The following is a 19,115-nucleotide window of genomic DNA, read 5'->3' as shown; positions in this document are numbered from 1 at the left end:
GACGGCGGAACCGCTGACGGCCGCGTCCGCGGCGCTTGGCTCCGCGGTTGCCCAGGCAACGGCTGTCCGTGCGGGGGCTGGGCTTGTGGCGGCTGTCCGTACGGCGGGTTCGGGTGCCGCGGGGCGACCGGTGGGCGGCCGGCGACGAGGCGGGGATCCTGCCACGCAGGCACGGCAGGACGGCTCACCTCTTCGGACCTCTCGTCTTGTCAGGGTCGTGTCCCGGTGGGAAGTCACGGCCGGGCAAATCCAGTTCGGTCGGCACGGGCTCGGCCGTGGGCCCGGCGCTGTCCTCGTCGGCCGGCTCGCCAACCGGTTCCGCGCTCGTCGAGCTGCCGGGGTCCACGGTCGGCCGCTCGGCCGCGGGACGTTCTCCGGGGTCCGTGCCGCTCACCCGCGGGGGCTCCTGCTGGTCTCGCACCCGAGTCGGCTCGGCCGAGCGTGTCCTGTGCGCCTCGGCCGAGGGGGAGGAGGACGCGGTACGGGCAGGGGTCGTCACCGGCGGCTCGCTTGCCTGGATGGTGCGGCGGGGCGTCGGCGTGGGGCTCGCACGCGGGGGCGAAGCCGTACCGGCCGGGCCGCCGGGCTGGTCGCCGGGCCAGCCGCTCACGGAGAGCGTCGTGCCGGTGAAAAGCCCGCCGACCATGACGATGAGCACTCCGAGCACGACCACGCTGCCGGCGATCGAGGCGAACATGATGAGCCGTCGGCGGCGGCCGCTGTGGTCCACGAAGACTGCGGTGGCAGGCGGCTCGGCGACGGTGGGCGGCGCCTCGAAGACGGCCGTGGGAGACGGCTGAGGGCGGTGATGCTCAAGGGACACAAGCTGAGATCGTAGTGACAAATCGGGAGATATGACGCTTAACCCCCAGCTTGACATGAGTTAGGAGCGGGCTCGTCCGAGCCGATCCCTGGCCCGGATCCAGTGGAACCACGGGGGTGCGCGGGTCGACCGGGCCAGCGCACCACGGCCATCCGAGCTTGATGGGGCGAGGGTATCCGCCCGTTGACAGGGCACCGACGGCCGGACGAGGCAGGACTGGAGATAGGTCGGCCCCGTGCCGGCCACGCCGATGTCACCCTCTCGATCGTTGATCACGCGGATGTGGCCGCCGGCTCCGCACCTCGCCTGGAGGTGGGGCGCTGCTCCCGGACCTCACCCCCTCGCGTCCGGCTACGCTCGGCAACGATCAGGCCGGCCCCGATGGCCGCCGCCACCGGCCATTCGATCACCTCGAACGCGGCCAGAGCGGTGAGACCGCCGTAGTAAGCGAGGTGACCCGGCCGCAGAACCGACCGGGCGGTTCCCGCCACGGTGCCGACCACATTTCGGACCTGCTGGCGGCTGACGTTCGGCGGGTGGACGTTGAGGCTGAGCATGGGCAGATCCAGCGTGACCCCGCGTCCTTGGCCGTCATGCTCCACGACCGGCCCTCTGCCCTTCCGCTCCTCGGGCTCGGGCTTCCTGACTTTCGCCGGTCTGGGCTTGCGAGCGCGCGGTGTTGGCTCGGCCATGACTCCTCCTCCCAAGGGTTGGAGCGTCGGTTCAAGCGATGTACGTGCCGTTGCGGGCACGGCATGCCACTTCTCTATCCCCCTTACTGGGGGGTGCGGGTCCAAACCCCCATATTCGCAAAAATGAGGCTGGTACGGTGCGGCCAAAACGGATCTGACGTGCGGTTATGCCGTGAAGCGCCGGGGTAGCGAGCCGGGAGTCACATCAATCGGGGAGGCGACACCATGCTCAGCATGCTGCACAAGATGGGAATCCGCTCCGGTCACATGTACGCCGCCGGCGCGGTGTCCATCCTCGCCTCGTTCGCGTCTTGGATGTTGTCCAAGCAGTACGAGAGCGAAGGGATCGCCCGAGCCGACAGGTGGGGAATTTTCGTCGGCGAGTGGGCGCCCACGTTCATGGCGTTGGGCGTGGGACTGGCCGTGGAGGAGACACGCGAGGAGCTCAACCTCGTGCGCAGGGAGGAGATCCCTGAGCAGATACGCCGGCCCGTGGGAGTGTAGCCGGCGCGGGCGCCGGAGCTGGTGGGGCCGGACAGCAGGAGCCGCAGCGGCCCGCGTGTCACGTCGGCGAAGGCCGGCGCGGCGCTGAAGTTCGCGGTGAAGCCGAGGTGGGTGGTGTAGAAGTCGACGGCTGCTTGGACGTCGTCCACGATGTAGCGGACGCTGGCGACCTGGTCGGCTGCTGTCATGGCCGGACCTCCCGGTGCGAGGTGGGGAAAAGGACGGGTTGCAGGTGCCGGATGCGGATGTCGATCTCCGCGGCGGTGCGGTCGAACGCGCGGTGGATCTCCGCTGCGGTCTCGTCGCCGCTGGTGGCGGCGGGGTCGGGGATGCTCCAGTGCAGGTGTTGCGGATGGTCGCCGAAGTCGGGGCAGACCTCGCGGACCTTGTCGCACAAAGTGATCACGTAGTCGAAGTGGCGGCCGGTCATCGTGTCCAGGTGCCGTGGGCGCTGGTCGGCGAGGTCGATGTCGTATCGCCGGCGGAGCACACGCGCGGCATGGGGGTGCAGGCGGGCCTTGGGGGCGCTGCCGGCGCTGGTCACCTGGGCGCGGCCGCCGACGCGGTGGCGCAGCAGGGCCTCCGCGATGGGTGAGCGGGCGCTGTTACCGGTGCACAGGAACAGCACGGAGGGTGTTTCCGCCACGGAGATCGCGGCCGGGCGGGCCGGCTCGGCGGGGAGCAGGCGCAGCGCGGGGTGCAGGGCGGCACCGGCGTCGGCCAGCGCGTCCGCACAGCGCTCCAGATCCAGGTGGTAGTAGCTGTCGCGGCCGTCGAAGCTGCTGCGGCGGGCGTGGACCAGCCCTCCGGAGCGCAGCAGCCGCAGGTGGTAGGAGATCAGGTTCTGCGGCTCGCCGACCAGGGCGACGAGCTCCCGCACGCGCAGGTCGCTGCGCGCCAGCTCACTCAGCAGCCGCCAGCGCACCTCGTGGGCGGCCAGCCGGACGAACGGCGGCGGGGCGGCCTGATCGGACAGCACCATGCCCGCATAATACATCAAATTGATTTGATGTAATGGGCGGCCGCGGCTGTGCTGACTCATCAAGTAGCCGTGTTCATGGCGCCCCTGGCGCCCGCTCCCGCCGCACCGAGGTGAGCGGCTGACCGCGGCGAAACAAGCGCGCGTTCGAGGAGCTGCTCCTCCGCTTCCTGTGACCGGACGTCAGAACCATGTCCGCTGAACCCGCCGCCGGTCATCCTGCCGAGGGAGACACCTCACCCTGCCGCAGACGCCGCACGAGCCGCGAATCTCCTGCGTCCGCGGTAGGCACGGGTCCGTGCCGGCGGCAGCCGCGTACCGGCTGCCGGAGATCATGGATGCCTCTTCGCTTCTTCGGCACCGGTGACGGCGGCCGCCGGGGGGCCGTATGACCTGCGGCGATTACCCGCCGTCGTACAGTGGAGGCGAAGAGTCCCAATGTGCTGGTTTGCGTACAAAGCGCACCACAAAACCGCCGCTGCCGAGGCGACAAGGGAGCGATAAGGAGGAGACCAGCCCGGCCCACCGACCGTGCGGTCCGACCACGTCATGGACATGCTGATAGAGAAGCGCAACGCCGCTGATCAGGGGTTCAACATCTGGACCCTGAACGGCGAGGCGTTCAACATGCGCGCCAACGAGCCGATCTTGCCGGTCGAGCGCGGCAAGCGCTACCGGCTGCGCTTCCGCAACGTCACCGACGACATCTACCCCCTCCATCTGCACCGCCACACCTTCGACGTCACCCACATCGCCGGCTTTCCCCATGCCCTTCATCCGCTCGACCGCGCCGGCTCCGCGGGGAGCCGGATCGCCCCTCGGGTCAGGAGGCGGTGTGTACGGGCGTGGCGGGTGCCTGATCGTTCTGGTCGCGGTCGATGTGGTCGGCGTGATACAGGCCCTGGGCCAGCAGGCGGCGCACATGTTCGTCGGCCGCGCTGTAGTAGACGAAGGTGCCCTCCCGGCGGCCCTTGACCAACCCGGCCAGGCGCAACTTGGCCAGGTGCTGACTGACCGCGGTGGGGGCCGCGTCAGCGAGTTCGGCCAGGCAGGCGACATTGGACTCGCCCTGCAGCAACGCCCAGAGGATCTTGATGCGGGTCGGGTCGGACAGCAGCCGGAACGACTCGGCGGCCAGGTGCACCTGTTCCTCGTTCGGCATGTCGAAGTCGGGCGAAGAGTCGTGCATACCGCCAGCATATCCCCGGACCTGAGCATTTGAATATCTGCATGAATACGCATATACGATGGTTCGATGACAACAGAACTGAGACCCTCCCTCGCTGCGCTGAGCCCGTCGGCGTCGTCCCGGTCGTCCACCTGGTGGCGATCCGGGGCCGGTTCACTGCCGGAGGTGCGCTGGGCGATGGCGGCCACCGCGCTGTTCGCCGTCGGCGGCATCGCCCAGCTGGCCGGCGCGCCCCCGTGGCTGTGGTGGACCCTGTACCTGGCCTGCTACGCCGCCGGCGGCTGGGAGTCAGGTCTGTCCGGGCTGAAAGCGCTGCGCGAGAAGACGCTGGACGTGGACCTGCTGATGGTCGTCGCGGCGATCGGCGCGGCGGCGATCGGGCAGGTCTTCGACGGCGCGCTGCTGATCGTCATCTTCGCCACCTCCGGCGCGCTGGAGGCGACAACCCCCGCGCCGCAGCCCGTGTCGCCGGCCAAGCCGGGATCACCGACGTACGAGCCGGCCTGCTGCCCGAGGACAAGGTGCGCGCGGTCCTCGAACCGCGACAACACCAGGCGCTCATCGCCCTGGTGGGCGATGGCGTCAACGACGCCCCCGCGCCGGCCACCGCCCACGCCGGGATCGCCATGGGCCGCGCGGGCGCCGACCTCACCCTGGATGCCGCCGGCGCGGTCATCACCCGCGACGAACTGGCCACCGTCCCCGCCGTGCTCGCCCTCGCCCGGCGCGCCCGACGCCTGGTCACCACCAACCTCGTCATCGCCGGCGCCTTCATCGCCGTACTGGTGGCCTGGGACCTGCTCGGCGACCTGCCGCTGCCACTCGGCGTAGCCGGCCACGAGGGCTCCACCGTCATCGTCGGCCTCAACGGCCTGCGCCTGCTGCGCGACGCGGCCTGGCGACGCGCCTCGACCATGGCCACGCCCGCCGCCCGGCGGAGCTGACCACGACCGCCGCCGGCGCGCTTGGCGCAACGACACCGCCGCATCCGATCACAACGACCTGGCCGCAGAGCCGGCTCACCTGCACGCGACCCTCACCTGACGGTGATGACGCAGATGAGTGCTTCCGGCCAGGGTCTGACCCATCGCCTGACAGACATCGGGCTTTGCGTCGCGCTCGACGGCATGTCGTTGGGACCCAGACCCCTGCCCGAGCGCCGAACGCGCCCGGGCAGGGGTCGTGGGGTCAGAGCCGGTCCAGGATCTTCTGTAGCTGCTTCACCTCGGCCTGCTGCGTGGACTCTATGGTCGCGGCCAGTGCTTTGGCCTGCGGGTTCGAGCCGTTGGCCTGCTCGGTACGGGCCATCTCGATCGCGCCGTCGTGGTGGGCGATCATCTGCTGCGCGAACAGCTTGTCGAACTCCGCACCCTTGGTCGCCTTGAGTTTGGTCATGTCCTCCTCGGACATGACGTCGGGCATGTCGTGCCCCATGCCGGCCTCCGGCGCCGGCTTGCCCCACTCGGCCAGCCGGCCCTTCATGGTCTGGATCTCTGGGTCCTGGGCTGCCTTGATCTTCGCTGCGAGCTTCTCGATCTCGGGATCGCCCGCGCGTGCGGGAGCCAGTTCGGCCATCTGGACCGCCTGCTCGTGGTGCGGAATCATCATCTGCGCGAACATGACATCCGCGTCGTTGAAAGTCCCCGACGGCTGCGGGCTGGCAGTGGCGGCTGCGTTGCGGTTGCTCATCTCCTCGTGCCCGGTCACGGAGCCACCGTTTCCGCCACACGCGCTCACCAGGGTGAGGGCACTCGCGGCCACGGCGACGGTCATCTTGCGATTGATACGCATCATCGTTCGATCTCTCGATTTGTCGGATCTGTTGGCCTGTGTGCGGGCAGGGCTCACCGCCCGTCCGCACCTGGGATCGGCCTATATGCGCAACATCGAGAGAATTGCCAGACGCTGAGACGTGAGCTTCGGCGGTGGGCGAGCGACCTGCCGGACGGGCGAGGTCATCCCGTCCCTGGCCCCGGCTCGTCGGTTCATCCGCGTGTAGACGCTGGCCAGCAGCAGGACGATGAGCGACATCAGGATGGCCAGGCATATGTCCGTCGGGTCGAATCCTGGCATCCCGCGGTCGGGAACGAAGGCCTGAAGTCCAGCGGGAACTGCGGGAAGAGGCGACTGGGCGGTCTCCATGGCGTGCGTGACGGCGGCGTGGCCGGCGTGCCGGCCATCCAGATGGCCCAAGGTATGCATGCCGCATACACCCAGGGCGAGGGCCACGAGCAGGACCGCGCGTGCCACGCGCACTGCGCGGAATCGCCGCATCATCCCTCCACCCTCGTGGCAGTCAGCACGTCACAGTACCTGTCAGCGTACTGATACACGTCGTTGAAGCCGGCACCGGGCGCCGCCACGCACAGGGAAGGGTACCGCGCCCGGCGCTCAGTCGTTCACCGGATCGCCTGAAGGTCTCTGCCGGGCGGTCAGGCGGAGGTCAAACAGCGAGTGGGGCGACTGGTTCTGGCTGAAGTGATCGGCGTGGAGCCGGCGCTACGGGACGAGCGGTGATGACGAGCACTCCCGCGAGGGGATGGCCGACCGCTTCGCCGCCCTGACATCCGGCCGGGCCGGTCATAGTGCACGACATCGAAGCCCCGGGAGACCCGTTCGGTCGTCAAAGCCGGGGTGGGCGGGTCGAGGTCGCGTGCGCCGACAAGTGGAGGCAGGCGGAGATCAGCCGGATCAGGTCCACGGTGTTGCCGACCTCGCGCACGAGTCCGAGACCGCCGAGGCGCTGCGCCTCGGGCACGTACATGGCGTAGTCACAGGCCAGCGGGATGGTGAAGTCGATCTCGACGCGCATGCTGTCCGGCACCGGTGGGCACACCAGCCCCGCGCGGCCGGACACGGCGTCGCGGGCGGCGGCCCTGATGCGCTCGGCGGCCACCGACGGGTGCGTAGAGGTCGCCGCGTGAAAGCCCGCCGCCCGCTTGACCGGCACGGTCAGCACACCGGGCAGCGTCTTCTCCGCTGCCGCGCAGACCAGGTCGTCGCCGGTGACCAGGCCCACCGGCACGCCCAGCGACGCGGCATGGAGCGCGTTGACCTCGAGCTCGCCGACCGGCGCGCCGTTCACCCGGATCTCGCGGAAGGTGCCGGAGAAGCTGTGCGCCAGCACGCCCCGCTCCCCCGCCGCCGCGTGGTAGCCGATGAACAGGGCGACCGCGTCGCCCTCCGTGATGCCCTGCATCATGGCCAGCGGCTTGGGCGAGCCGGTCACCACCTGGGCCCGCGGGTCCAGTTCGGTGTGCAGGAGGTTGTCCATGGTTCCGTGGCTGTCGTTGACCACGACTTCCTCGGCGCCGGCGTCGAAGGCTCCGCGGACGGCGGCATCGGCCTCGGCGGTCATCAGGCGCTGGGCTCGCGCGTAGCCGGTGCCGCCGCGTACGGCCTGGTCGAGGGTCGCGATGCCCGCGACGCCTTCCATGTCGATCGAGATGAAGACTCGCATGCCCATCATCGTAGTGTTCAGGGAAGCCTGAGTTCCCTGAGGCTTTTCTGCCCTGACCAGCCATTGGATCTTCTGCTTCAGCGGGACTCTGGGCCCACGTGAGTTCTCGTTGAAGGACCTTCGGTCCGCGTGAACTCTGGGTTTTCGATGGCCCCCGCCCGGCCGGCCCCAAAATCGTGTCAGCGCTATACCGCCGAGACCGCTCAGGTAGTCGTTGCCGTGTTTGAGGGCGGTGGCCGGTGGGGATCCGGGCCGGCCGAGGCGCTGTTCAGCGCCGTGTTGGGGCGGCGGAGCACTGTGATGACGAGTCCTTTGGCAAGGATCTCGCGTCCTCATTGCCTGCGCTGCCCGCCGGGCAGTCATCCTGAGGTGGAAGGCAGGAAGACCTCCGCACACCCAAGGGGGGTTCTCGACGACCTCGCACGACAAGACGCACCGGCTCGTGCCCGCCGCCGTCATCCCCGGTATCGCGCCGGCGCGGCAAATGCCCAAGCGCCCGGGAACCGCCACTGCCTTCGGCATCCACGGAGCACACCACCGGATGGGAGAAGGGTTACAAGCGGGGGCTGGAGACTACGGCCGGCAGGCCAAGGAAGGGAAGGTCATGGCCATCAGGAGATACGCGGTTCTGACATCTTTCGTTCTGCCCATGCTCATGCGAGTTCCGGGACCCAAACGCTGCACGCGCAGCAGCAGATACCTCCGTTGCGGCGGCCGACCTTCCATGACTCGCCGGCTCCTTCGCCGCCGCTGATCGATCATGAGCATGTGGGGGCACGCCCCGCCCCCACATGCTCATGGTTCCGGTGAAAGCACGGGTCCGATCACGCTGCCGGACGGTGTCCCCGGCCGCAGATGTCACGTAGCGCGGAGGCGAAACGGTCCACGTCCTCGATGGAGGTGAACAGGGCCGGCGTGACCCGGACCGCGTCCCCGCCGATCATGCCCTTGCGCGCGACGGTGAAGATCTTGTATCTGTTCATGAGGTCGTCGGCGATGGCGGTGTTGTCGGCCTCGGAGGTGTGACCGCGCACACGGAACGCGGTGATGGCGCCGTACATGTCCGGCTCCTCGGGGGTCAAAATCTCCAGGTTGCCGATGTCGCGCACCTGGTGAACCCAGCGATCGCGCAGATATCGCAGGCGGGCCTGCTTGGCCTGCGCGCCCAGCGTGTCGTGGAAGTCCAGGGCGGCGTCCGCGGTGAGGAAGGGCGCGACGTTCATGGTGCCGGAGTGGACGCGGGAGCGGATGTCGGTCGCGGGGAAGGTCTCATCGGCGCAGAAGACGTCGATGTCGGCCAGGCGATGCTCGCGGATGTAGAGGAACCCGGCTCCCAGCGGTACGCCCATCCACTTGTGCATCGAGAAGACGGCGAAGTCCGCGTCGAGATCGGGGAGCGTGAAGTCGAGCTGGCCCCAAGAGTGGGCGGCGTCCACGATCACATCCACGCGCCGCTCGCGGGCCATGGACACGATCTGGCGCACCGGTGTGACCAGGCCGGTGCGGTTGTTCATGTGGCTGAGCAGGAGCAGCTTGACCTTGGGGTGCTCGCGCAACGCCCGCTCGTAGGTCTCCAGCACCGCCTGGTGGGTGGCGGGCTCCGGGATGACGATCCGGACGATCTGAACGCCGCGCCGGGACCGCAGCCAGTTCATGGCGTACTGCCCGCTGTGGTAGTCCAGGTCGGCGTACATGACGCCGTCATCCGGGCGCAGGAGACGGTATCCGCTGATCAGGTTCTGCAGGGCCTCGGTACCGCCCCTGGTCAGCGCTATCTCGTTCCGGGTCACGCCGAGCAGGCGGGCGATGCGGTCGCGCACCTCGTCGGCTCGCGGTTTGTACGCGGTACGCAGCAGGTGCGAGCCGCGCTCGTTGAGCTGGTCGACGTGGCGGTGGTAGGCCCGCCGGACCGGCTCCGGCATGATCCCGTAGTAGCCGTTCTCCAGGTTCACGAAGTCCGGGCTCACGCGGAACTGCCGGGCGACCCCGGCCCAGAAGCGCTCATCGCGGGCCAGCCGCTCGGGGGGCACGCCATGCGGGGCAGCCGGCACTTCTGCGGCGAGGGGGCGCGTCGTGGCGCCGGCGGCCAGCGCACCGAGCCCAGCGACCATCCGGCGTCTGGACAGCATCAAGGACACCACCTATATCGACGGTTTTCGCGAATGACCATTGTGGCGAACATCTCCGTACGGGCACGGCATTTCTCTTCCCGTGTCGGCGAGAATCGGATTGAATGACGAGGGGCGTACGGCGACCAGCCCTTCGCCCGCGCGCACCCCGCAGCAGAACAAAGGCGCGAGCTTTACCTGAACCTTTGCTGCCGCTGGGCGCGCCGAGCCGTCTCCCGGGCATTATCACCGGTGATGCTCACCACTCGAACACACCACTCGCGCCGACCGGCGACATCACGCGCCGGCCGGCTGGTGGCCCATGCGGCGCTGGCGATCGCCTTGGTCATCGGTGTGGTGTTCGCCCATGGTGGTGCCTGCGCGGCCGTGGAGTTCGCGGAGTCGGCGGCTCACAGCGCCCCCCTGGAGGGGCATGCGGCGGAACCGGCGGCTCACCACGCGCACTGCCTGCATCGCAACCTGCCCGAGCGTCACCACCACGGGACCGAACAGGACTGCTCGGCGATCGGTCCGGGCAGCGCCCCGCCTTACGTGGCCGTGCCGTCGGCGACGTCCGTCTCCTCGACGCCGGCGACCAGCGAGGCTCCATCATGTCCGGCGGGCAGTGCTCGCCTTACCGCGCCCTATCTGGAAGATCTCTGCGTGAAGCGCATATAGGACTCGCGACGTCCATAAGTCGTCCATGTCCGCTCAGGTTCGCGGCTGTTCTGTCATACCGTGAATTGCGTCATTCACTTCGGGGATTTATCAATGTCAACCCAAGCTACTTTCGCGCGCCCGCAAGAAGCGTCATCCACCGGGTATTCCGCTCTCTCCCTCGCGGTCGGCAACACGCCGCTGACCTTCATTTCGGAGCCGCTCGTGCCCGGTGGCGGAGGGTTCTGGGCCAAGCTCGAAGGCTTCAACCCGGGCGGCATCAAGGACCGGCCCGCCCTGCACATGGTCCGCCGGGCCCGCTCCCGGGGAGACCTTCAGCCGGGCGCGACGATCGTCGAGTCCACCAGCGGCACCTTGGGCCTCGGCCTGGCGCTGGCCGGCATCGTCTTCGGCCACCCGGTCGTGCTGGTGGGCGACCCCGGGATGGAGCCGCTCATGTGCCGGCTGCTCGCCTCCTACGGCGTGCGGCTGGAGATCGTCACCGAGTCGCACCCGGTCGGCGGCTGGCAGCAGGCCCGGCGGGAACGCGTACGACGCCTGCTGGCCGAAATCCCCGGCTCCTACTGCCCGGACCAGTACAACAACCCCGACAACGTCGGCGCCTACGGCGGGCTGGCCCACGAGCTGCTGGGCCGGCTCCCCCACATCGACACCCTGGTGTGCTCGGTCGGCACCGGCGGGCACAGCGCGGGCATCTTCGCCGTCCTGCGCCGCCACTTCCCCGGCCTGAAACTGGTCGGCGTGGACACCGTCGGCTCGACCATCTTCGGCCAGCCCGCCCGAGCCCGGCTGATGCGCGGCCTCGGCTCCAGCATCCATCCGCGCAACGTCGCCTACGACGCCTTCAGCGAGGTGCACTGGGTCAGCGCCGCCGAAGCGGTCTGGGCCTGCCGTACGCTGGCCGCCCGCCACTACGTGTCGGGCGGCTGGAGCACCGGTGCCGTCGCCCTGGTGGCCCGCTGGCTGGCCCGCACCGGCCCTGACCAGGCGATCGTCGCGATCTTTCCCGACGGGCCGTGGCGCTACTGGAACACCATCTTCGACGACGGCTACTGCGATGCCAACGGCCTGCTCGGCACGATCCCGGACGAGGAACCCGACCGGGTGCGGGTACCGGCCGAGCGGGAGGTGCGCCGCTGGACGCGCTGTACGGACGTGACCGACCCGCTGGCAGGCGCACGATGAGGAGCACGCTGCGGCAGTTCCGCTCCTTCGACCGGCCGATCCGGCTCCTGCAGATCAACCAGGCGGGCATCAACCTCGGCTTCTACATGCTCATGCCCTACCTCGCCCAGCACCTGTCGGCGGGCGCGGGACTGGCCGCCTGGACCATCGGCCTGATCCTGGGCCTGCGGAACATGAGCCAGCAGGGCATGTTCCTGATCGGCGGCACCCTGGCGGACCGGCTCGGCTGCAAGCCGATGATCATGCTCGGATGCGCGCTGAGAACGGCCGGGTTCGCCCTGTTCGGGCTGACCTCCTCGCTGCCGCTGCTCATCGTGGCCGCTCTCGTGACGGGGTTCGCGGGGGCGCTGTTCAACCCGGCGGCCCGCGCCTACCTGGCCGTGGCGGCGGGCGAGCGCAAGGTGGCGGCCTTCGCCGTGTTCAACGTCTTCTGCCAGGGCGGCATCCTGCTCGGCCCGCTGCTCGGCATCGTCCTGCTGAAGATCGGGTTCACCGCCGTGTGCCTGTCCGCGGCGGCGATCTTCGCGGTGCTCACGGTCCTTCAGGGGTTGTGCCTTCCGGCCCGGCGCGGTCCCCTGCCAGCCGATCGGCCGGTGCTGCGCGACTGGCGGCAGGCGTTCGGCGATCGGGCGTTCGTGTCCTTCGCCGTGGCGATGATCGCCTCCTACGCGCTGTCCTTCCAGATGTATCTGGCCCTGCCGCTCGACGTACAACGCCTCGGCGGCGGCGAAGCCGGGGTGGCGGCCCTGTACGCGATCTCGGCGCTGCTCGGCATCGCCGGGCAGGTGCGGCTGACCACCTGGTGTTCAGGCCGGTGGAGCCGCGGTCAGGCGATCAGCCGCGGCCTCGCGCTCATGGGGCTGGCCTTCCTGCCTCCGGCCGTGGTCGCCCACCTGCCGCTGCCTGCGCTGGGGGGGATCCTGGCAGTGGCGACCTGTACCTTCCTGCTCACCCTGGGGACGATGGCGGCCTTCCCGTTCGAGATGGCGACCATCGCCGACATGGCGGGAGACCGGCTGATCGGCACCTACTACGGGTTGTACAACCTGCTGTCGGGCATCGGCGTCCTGGCCGGGAACCTGATGGCGGGCGGGCTGGTCGACGTGGCCCGTTCCGCCGGGCTGGCCGGTCTGCCGTGGGTGCTGCTGGCCGTCGCGGGGCTGGTCTCCGCGGCGGCCGTCCGGCGGCTGGAACGCCATGACCGGCTGCCCTCGAGCGGTCAGGCAGCGGTGGCCACCTGAGCTTCCCCGGTGCGGCTCGCGCCGGCCGCACCAGGGAAGCGTCCGCTCTCGCCGTTGAAGAACGTGATCGTGATGTTCCATGCCCGGTAACCCAGGAGAGCGTTCCACCGGATCGCCGCCACCATCTGGCCAGGGCCGGCACCGCTTGGCACGCGACCCGGTCGAGATGCTTCCCAGCCCCTACTCGGCAGGCGGGACCTGGGAGTCGTTGGTCAAGCTGTAGCTGCGGGTGACCGCGATGAGGTCGCCGTCCTCCCGGGTGGCCGCGACCAGGTGAGGCGGTCTGGGGACGAAGCCCGGCACCGCGGTCAGCCCGTCGGTCTCGCCGATGACGGTGAGGCGAATCCGGTCCGCTTTCGGGATGCGCAGGGTGATCTGGGCCTTCTGGGCTGGGATGCCGCGGAAGCGGATCTCTGAGGGCCAGGTCGCGGCTCGCGTGCCGGTGACGGGCACGCTCGCCGACCCGAACCGGCCGGCCGACGCGGTGGCGTGGGCGATCGGCCGGTCGAGCCGCAGCGTCACCGAGCGCGCTCCCTTTCCTGCTGTCACGTGCAGTTTGAGCGTGTTCTCGCTGTGGGCCAGGACGGTGGCTCGCGGAGCGGCAGCGGCGATCGCCGGTGCGGGACCCGTCCACAGCGTGCCTCGTGCGTACCCGGCGGGCAGCGCGGAGGTGTCGTGGCCGGACACGTACTGCCTGGTCCACTGTGCCGGGTCGGTGTCGGCGCTGACCCAGTGGGCGGTACGGGTGCCGGCGTCCATGACGTAGGCCAGGTGGGTGCGCTGGGGCCGGCCGGCGTCGAAGTCGTCCACCACGAGCCCGGTGGCGACCAGTCCCGCCGCCAGCAGAAGGGCCGTCAGGGGCATGGAGAGGACGGCGGCTCGATCGGGCCGGGTGGCGGGATCGGGCGGGAACAGTTCCGCGAGCGGCACCACGACCAGCCCGAACAGGGCCAAGGCAGGTGTGCGGAGCAGGATCGCGGCGGTCCAGCGCGCGTTCGGCACTGAACTGCGCTTTCGGGGCGGTGGCCGGCAGAGGTTGCATGGTGCTGTCGGTCATGGCGGACAGCATGATCACCGCCATCAGGGTGAGCACGGCCGCCGCCCCGGCCAGCCGCCGCCGTGGGACATCGAACAACGTTCCGATCATGGCCAGGAAGGCCAGGCCGGGTCACTCGCCCCGCGGAATGGGGTGCCCGCCCGCTCATACCTGCGGTTTTCCGCAGCCCGAGACGGCCATCGACGCTCCTTCTCGGGCTGGGTGCCGTCAGCTCAGCGGCGAAGGGCCTCGCGCCGGCAGCCGCCGCAGGCGGCTGACCGCCGGCGCGGCTGAGTCAGCACCAGGTCAGCGTCGAGTTGACTCGGGTCACGTTGCTGACGGTGTTGTTGCCGCCGGTGCAGGGGCTCCACCGGATGTTGGTGTTGGTGACCGTCAGGTTCTGGAACCTGATGCCCGACGACGGAGCGAACTCCGTACGGGCCGAGATACGGACCTCGCCGCCACCGCTGATCGTGCCCGACGCTCCGGCGATGACGACGTTGTAGCAGTTCTCCACCAGAACCGAGTTGTTGCCGGTATTGGCGATGTCGACCCGGTCGATGGTGACGCCGCCGCTCTCCGAAACGCAGAAGATGCCCCGGCCGCCGCCGCGCGCCTTGACGGTGCCCACCCGGATGTTGTCCGGGTAGGAGCTGCCGACCCGGCCGTTGCGGTTGGCCATGCGGAAGGCCGCGTACCCGGTGCCGGCGCCGGCGTTGTCGGCGTCGACGGTGCCGACCGTCGCGTTGATGGTCTGGTTGAGCAGCAGGCCGGACTCGCCGACGTTGCGTGCCGTCACGGTGCCCACGGTGAGACCGTCGACGCCGTAGGTCTCCATGGCGTGCGAACGGGCTCCTTGGACGTAGACGTTGTCGACCCGTACGTTGCGGGTCCACTGGCTGGTGTCGCCGCGGTTGTCGATGCGCACGCCGAGGCCCCCGCTGAGCCGCATGTCGATCTGCCCGAGCCAGACGTTCGTGACGTTGCGCAGGAAGATGCCGTAGATCGGGGTGCCGGTGACGTTGACGTACGGGACCTCGATGTTCGTGGTGCCGCGAGAGTAGATGGGCGCGTAGTCGCCGGAGCCGGAGCCGGTGACGTTGATCGTGCCGCAGACGGACAGGGAGGTGTAGCTCGGCAGCGAGATCCGGGCGCCGGCGCTCATCGTGCCGTTGCCGCGCACGACGACCCGCTGGATCGAGGTGCGCCCGGACGTGAGGCTGCCGATGCCGGCCTGGACCGCCGCCCGGAAATCGGTGCCGCTGTAGACGCTGCCGCCGGCGCTGTTCCGCGCGGTCCAGGTGCTACCGCTGAGCGTCACCTGCGACTGGAAGGTGCCGTCGCCGCAGGCCAGTGCGGACGCCGGGAGCGTGCCGAGCACGACACCGGCCCCGGCACCGCCCATCAGGACGGCGAGCGCGGCGACGATCCGGGGGAGCCGACGACGACGTCCCGTGGGCGGACGTAACGCGGTGGTGGTGACTGTTGTCATGGGATCCTCCGTGGGGTGATGGCAAAGGGCTCGGGCGATCCGAGCCGGTAGTGACCGTGACCGCAGTCAGTTCGCCAGCGGCGAGCGGGCCTGGATGAGCGGTCACGACGTGCTCCTTGGATTTGAACGTTTCAGCACGTCTCCCTGCCGCTCGGCCAACCGGCCTGACGCCGAAGCGGATGAGGGGTCGTGCCGGTCGCCGACGCTGATGCACGGGTGGTGCCGCCTGGTCCTGGCACCGGGTCGCGTCCAAGCAGGCTGTCAGTACGGTTCGCCGCAGTCGTGGCCAAGGCGGGGGATGTGTTCGTCACCGACGAAACCGCTGGTCACGCGGGCCCTAGGAGTGTCAGGGCCCGTCGGTGCGCCGAAGGTCGCGGCGGACTCCGCCACCGCGGCGCCGGCGATCAACGCGGCCACGGGGGCCCCGCGGTGCACGCCATCAGCGCTTTTCCGGTACGCATGGATCTCTCCCGATGACGGTGGGTGGGGAGATGGAGCCGCGCTTCGCTACCGAGCGCGCGTACTATTTATAAAAACGTTTCACACCGTTTGTCACCGAGACAGTAAATATCGATCACGACCGTGTCAAGCAGCCTGTGAGAATCTGCGTCGGACAGTGCATTGTCGACCGGACACTGACGGAAGAACGGCATCGAGGAACACCTCGCCGGTGAAGGTCCGTTCAGGCGCCCCGAGGTTACGATGCCGGCGCAGGATCGTCGCTGGGGTAACCGGATACGCCTCCACCCATCATCAGGCGGCAGGCTCGCCCCCGGTGTGCAGCCGCATCAGCACCACTCCGTACATCCGGTGCGCCGGGCACAGGCCCCACTGTTTGGAGTCCTCTGATCGGGGGTGGTCTCCACGCAGCACCAGCATGCCCGGTGGCACGCGGTCAGGCCGGTCGCCCGCCACCCAAGGGGGGACCGGGTCTCCGGCCGCCGCGACGACCCGTTTGACGTACCAGCCGGCGGCTCGGGAGGGGCCGGCGGGACCGTGCCACCCCTTGTCCCGGTCGGGCCGCTGGACGACCACGATCCGGCCGGGCCGGGCCCGGCGGCGGTGGCGCAGCACCAGCAGCACATCGCCGTGAAGCAGGGTCGGGGTCATGCTGCCGCCGCGCACGGTGACGGTGGACAGCAGCAGCCGGGCTGCCAGCGCGGCCCCGATCAGCAGCGCCGCCGCGCCGATCCAGCCCAGAACCGGGCTCATCCGGCGGCCACCGTGGTCGGCACCGTGTCGTCCTCCCCGTTCAGCGGCCTGACGTCGCCCTCCGAGGAGGCGGGGTCCTCCCGGTAGCCCTCCGCCTGGGTACGGAAGAGCCGGGCATAGAGGCTGTCCGGGGACGCGGTGAGGGAGGCGTGGTCGCCGCTCTCCAGGACCCGGCCGTCCCGCACGACGACGATCCGATCGGCCCGGCGGACGGCGCTGAGCCGGTGGGAGACCAGGACGCTGGTGGCGCCCGCGCGCAGCTCCCGCAGCCGGTCGTGGACCGCCCGCTCGGCCACCGCGTCCAGGCCGGAGCTGGGCTCGTCCAGGATCATCAGGTCGCGGCCCTGACGCATCAGCCCGCGGGCCAGCGCCAGGCGCTGCCACTGCCCGCCGGAGAGGTGGACACCGGTGGTCCGCGCGGCCTCCTCCTCGTCCTCCTCGTCCCCCGCGTGGAACAGCCTGCTCAGCATGGTCTGGTAGCCGGCCGGCAGCCGCTCGACGGCCTCGTGGACACCGGCGCGCTCGGCGGCGGTCCGGACCCGGTCCTGGTCGTCGATCGCCTCCAGGTCCCCGAGCCCGATGTTCTCCGCGGCGGTGAGGTCGTAGTCCATGTAGTCCTGGAACACCGCCCCGATCCGCTGCCGCAGTTGCGCCACCGGAATGTCGCGGATGTCCGTCCCGTCCCACAGGACGGAGCCGCGCTGCGGGTCGTAGAACCGGCAGAGCAGCTTGACGAGGGTGCTCTTGCCGGCGCCGTTGAGCCCGACCACGGCCAGGCTGGTGCCGTACGGGATGGTCAGGTTGAGCCCGCGCAGCACCCACGGGGAGTCCTGGCCGTAGCGGAACCACACATCACGCAGTTCGATGGCGTGGGCCAGCGGGGCGAGCCGGCGGGGCTGCGAGGGTGCGGCCAGGTCGTCCCGGGCCCCGACCACCGTCAGGTAGTGGTGAAAGACCAGAGCGGACTGGTGCCCCTGGGCGATGCCCTGCACCAGGACGCCGAGCCCGGACTGGACTCCGGCCAGGGAGGCGATGAAGACCGACACGTCGCCGATGCTGATCGTCCTGGTGGCCGCGGCGTGCACGGCCCACAGCAACCCCCCGGCTGACAGCAGCGCCCCCAGGACGGCCAGGCACACCTGAACGCGTACCACGCCCCGCTCCAGCCGATCCTCGGCCCCGTTGACCGCCCGCAGTTCGGTGAGCATCCGGCCGTGCAGAAACGCTCCCAGCCCGAACAGGCGGACTTCCTTGGCGGCCTGCAGATCCGTCAGCAGCATCTGGTAGAAGAACTTACGCCGCATACCCGGGCTGGTACGCCACATCAGCCCGGCCCGCCGCCGGCTCAGCACCAGATGGGCGATCATCGCGGGGATGGCGGCCACCAGCGCGGCGCCCGCCATGACCGGGCTGATCGCCAGCAGGGTGCCCAGGAACCCGGCGATCCCCAGAGTCCCCCGCAGCGTGGACAGGCCCATCTGCACCAGCTGGTCCGGGGCGAGCTCCGCGGACTGCTGGGCCAGCCGCAACCGGTCGTGGAAACGCGGCTCCTCCAGGCGCGCCAGCCCGCTCAGCCGGTTGACCGCGTCGAACAGCCGCTCCTGTGAGCGCAGGCCGACCGCGCGCCGAGCGCGCCCCTGCGCATAGGTGGTGACGGCCGAGGTGGCGGCCATCGCGATGCCCAGGACCCCGATCCCGGCCGCCACCCACACCAGCGCTCCGAATCGGGGACCGGGGCCGGCGAGCTCGTCGAGCGCCAGCTTGGTCAGCCAGGCGGTGGCCACCGGCGCCACGCCACCGATCACCGCCATCACGCACTGGAGGAGCAGCATGCCGGGACAGGCCTGCCAGGCGAGAGCGCAGGCCGCCGTCATCCCGCGGACGACGGAAGCCCTGGGCTCCTCATCGCACTCCGTGCCGTTGCCGCTCACGACGCCGAAGGCTGCGCGGGCTCGCCCAGCCTCTCCAGGCCGACGCTGGTGGTGGTGGCGACCCCATCGGCACCGTAGTGGGCGAATCCGGGGTAGAACCGGACCCCAAAGAGGTTACCGACCGGCGCGTCGAGGAACTCGGGCACCACATGATCCGCGACGCCCGCGAGCCGGGTGGCCAGTTCGCTGCCGGCCGCGTCGATGCCGACCACCGTGGCCAGCACCCGGCCTCCCGCCTCGCGCACCCGGCGCGCGCGTTCGGCGAACTCGGGCACGCTGTCGTCGCAGCCCGCGCAGTCCAGCGACAGGAAGGCGATCAGCGCCGGGCGGCCGGCCAGTTCGTCGCGGGTGACCGTCATACCGTCGATGGTGACCGCGGTGAAGTCGGGCATCCGGTCTCCGGGCGCGATGCCCAGCTCTGGGTCCCTGCCGGAGGAGACGGAGCTGTGGTGGAGGGCGGCCGGCGGGGCACTCAGACGGGCACGCCAGCGGCGCACCACGGCCACGGTCAGCACGACGTTCAGCGCGGTGACCACAGCGACCAGAACGAGTCCTGCGACAAGGTATTCCACGAATGTCCTTTCC

General features: G+C 70.0%; 20 protein-coding genes. 4 read left to right on the top strand and 16 right to left on the bottom strand.

Annotated features, from left to right (window positions below; genetic code table 11):
• Window positions 1-184: 184 nt before the first annotated feature.
• The 7 genes from ABGB18_RS02110 to ABGB18_RS02080 form a co-directional block, all read right to left on the bottom strand.
• On the bottom strand, window positions 185-823 hold the full coding sequence (locus tag ABGB18_RS02110; protein ID WP_347693562.1) for a hypothetical protein: 639 nt from the start codon (window positions 821-823) through the stop codon (window positions 185-187).
• 272 nt (window positions 824-1,095) lie between these two features.
• Complete coding sequence (locus ABGB18_RS02105) at window positions 1,096-1,515, bottom strand: hypothetical protein (RefSeq protein ID WP_347693561.1); 420 nt, start codon at window positions 1,513-1,515, stop codon at window positions 1,096-1,098.
• 263 nt (window positions 1,516-1,778) lie between these two features.
• Complete coding sequence (locus tag ABGB18_RS02100) at window positions 1,779-2,207, bottom strand: VOC family protein (RefSeq protein ID WP_347693560.1); 429 nt, start codon at window positions 2,205-2,207, stop codon at window positions 1,779-1,781.
• On the bottom strand, window positions 2,204-3,001 hold the full coding sequence (locus ABGB18_RS02095; RefSeq protein ID WP_347693559.1) for an ArsR family transcriptional regulator: 798 nt from the start codon (window positions 2,999-3,001) through the stop codon (window positions 2,204-2,206). The genes ABGB18_RS02100 and ABGB18_RS02095 overlap by 4 nt, the downstream gene beginning before the upstream one ends.
• A 399-nt stretch (window positions 3,002-3,400) precedes the next feature.
• A complete protein-coding gene (locus tag ABGB18_RS02090; RefSeq protein ID WP_347693558.1) occupies window positions 3,401-3,775 on the bottom strand; it encodes a hypothetical protein in 375 nt (124 codons plus the stop codon).
• A gap of 46 nt (window positions 3,776-3,821) precedes the next feature.
• Entirely contained in the window at window positions 3,822-4,187 is a 366-nt protein-coding gene (locus ABGB18_RS02085) for a metalloregulator ArsR/SmtB family transcription factor (RefSeq protein WP_347693557.1), read from the bottom strand.
• A gap of 266 nt (window positions 4,188-4,453) precedes the next feature.
• Window positions 4,454-4,738 carry a hypothetical protein gene (locus ABGB18_RS02080; protein WP_347693556.1) on the bottom strand — a complete coding sequence of 95 codons (285 nt, stop codon included), beginning with the start codon at window positions 4,736-4,738 and terminating at the stop codon, window positions 4,454-4,456.
• Window positions 4,739-4,756: 18 nt separating this feature from the next.
• Here ABGB18_RS02080 and ABGB18_RS02075 point away from each other — a divergent pair, with 18 nt between their 5' ends.
• A complete protein-coding gene (locus ABGB18_RS02075) occupies window positions 4,757-5,131 on the top strand; it encodes a hypothetical protein (protein ID WP_347693555.1) in 375 nt (124 codons plus the stop codon).
• 244 nt (window positions 5,132-5,375) lie between these two features.
• Here the strand turns inward: ABGB18_RS02075 and ABGB18_RS02070 are convergent, their stop codons facing one another.
• From ABGB18_RS02070 to ABGB18_RS02055, 4 genes are all read right to left on the bottom strand, one after another.
• Window positions 5,376-5,960, bottom strand: coding sequence for a DUF305 domain-containing protein (locus ABGB18_RS02070; protein WP_347693554.1), 585 nt, complete (start codon window positions 5,958-5,960; stop codon window positions 5,376-5,378).
• Between the two features lie 99 nt (window positions 5,961-6,059).
• Entirely contained in the window at window positions 6,060-6,464 is a 405-nt protein-coding gene (locus tag ABGB18_RS02065) for a DUF6153 family protein (RefSeq protein ID WP_347693553.1), read from the bottom strand.
• A 346-nt stretch (window positions 6,465-6,810) separates the two neighbouring features.
• Entirely contained in the window at window positions 6,811-7,647 is an 837-nt protein-coding gene (locus ABGB18_RS02060) for a M55 family metallopeptidase (protein WP_347693551.1), read from the bottom strand.
• A gap of 824 nt (window positions 7,648-8,471) precedes the next feature.
• On the bottom strand, window positions 8,472-9,776 hold the full coding sequence (locus tag ABGB18_RS02055; RefSeq protein ID WP_347693549.1) for an aminotransferase class V-fold PLP-dependent enzyme: 1,305 nt from the start codon (window positions 9,774-9,776) through the stop codon (window positions 8,472-8,474).
• Window positions 9,777-10,010: 234 nt separating this feature from the next.
• On the opposite strand from ABGB18_RS02055, the gene ABGB18_RS02050 reads away from it, so the two are divergent.
• The 3 genes from ABGB18_RS02050 to ABGB18_RS02040 all read left to right on the top strand — a co-directional run bounded on the left by ABGB18_RS02050 (window position 10,011) and on the right by ABGB18_RS02040 (window position 12,859).
• Entirely contained in the window at window positions 10,011-10,433 is a 423-nt protein-coding gene (locus ABGB18_RS02050; protein ID WP_347693548.1) for a hypothetical protein, read from the top strand.
• 93 nt (window positions 10,434-10,526) lie between these two features.
• Entirely contained in the window at window positions 10,527-11,618 is a 1,092-nt protein-coding gene (locus ABGB18_RS02045) for a PLP-dependent cysteine synthase family protein (RefSeq protein ID WP_347693547.1), read from the top strand.
• Complete coding sequence (locus ABGB18_RS02040) at window positions 11,615-12,859, top strand: MFS transporter (protein WP_347693546.1); 1,245 nt, start codon at window positions 11,615-11,617, stop codon at window positions 12,857-12,859. Before ABGB18_RS02045 ends, ABGB18_RS02040 begins: the two co-directional genes overlap by 4 nt.
• Window positions 12,860-13,039: 180 nt before the next feature.
• Here ABGB18_RS02040 and ABGB18_RS02035 read toward each other — a convergent pair whose 3' ends face one another.
• The 5 genes from ABGB18_RS02035 to ABGB18_RS02015 all read right to left on the bottom strand — a co-directional run bounded on the left by ABGB18_RS02035 (window position 13,040) and on the right by ABGB18_RS02015 (window position 19,102).
• Window positions 13,040-13,861: a hypothetical protein gene (locus ABGB18_RS02035; protein ID WP_347693545.1), complete on the bottom strand. Its 822-nt coding sequence runs from the start codon at window positions 13,859-13,861 to the stop codon at window positions 13,040-13,042.
• Between the two features lie 329 nt (window positions 13,862-14,190).
• Window positions 14,191-15,387 carry a hypothetical protein gene (locus tag ABGB18_RS02030; protein ID WP_347693544.1) on the bottom strand — a complete coding sequence of 399 codons (1,197 nt, stop codon included), beginning with the start codon at window positions 15,385-15,387 and terminating at the stop codon, window positions 14,191-14,193.
• Between the two features lie 753 nt (window positions 15,388-16,140).
• Entirely contained in the window at window positions 16,141-16,599 is a 459-nt protein-coding gene (locus ABGB18_RS02025; RefSeq protein ID WP_347693543.1) for a S26 family signal peptidase, read from the bottom strand.
• Window positions 16,596-18,530, bottom strand: a complete 1,935-nt coding sequence (locus ABGB18_RS02020; RefSeq protein WP_347693542.1) for an ABC transporter ATP-binding protein — start codon at window positions 18,528-18,530, stop codon at window positions 16,596-16,598. Before ABGB18_RS02020 ends, ABGB18_RS02025 begins: the two co-directional genes overlap by 4 nt.
• Window positions 18,527-19,102: a redoxin domain-containing protein gene (locus ABGB18_RS02015; RefSeq protein WP_347693541.1), complete on the bottom strand. Its 576-nt coding sequence runs from the start codon at window positions 19,100-19,102 to the stop codon at window positions 18,527-18,529. Before ABGB18_RS02015 ends, ABGB18_RS02020 begins: the two co-directional genes overlap by 4 nt.
• Between the last annotated feature and the right edge of the window lie 13 nt (window positions 19,103-19,115).

Source organism: Nonomuraea sp. B12E4 (genome assembly GCF_039871825.1).
Lineage (GTDB): Bacteria > Actinomycetota > Actinomycetes > Streptosporangiales > Streptosporangiaceae > Nonomuraea.
This window is presented reverse-complemented; position numbering and strand designations above follow the sequence as displayed.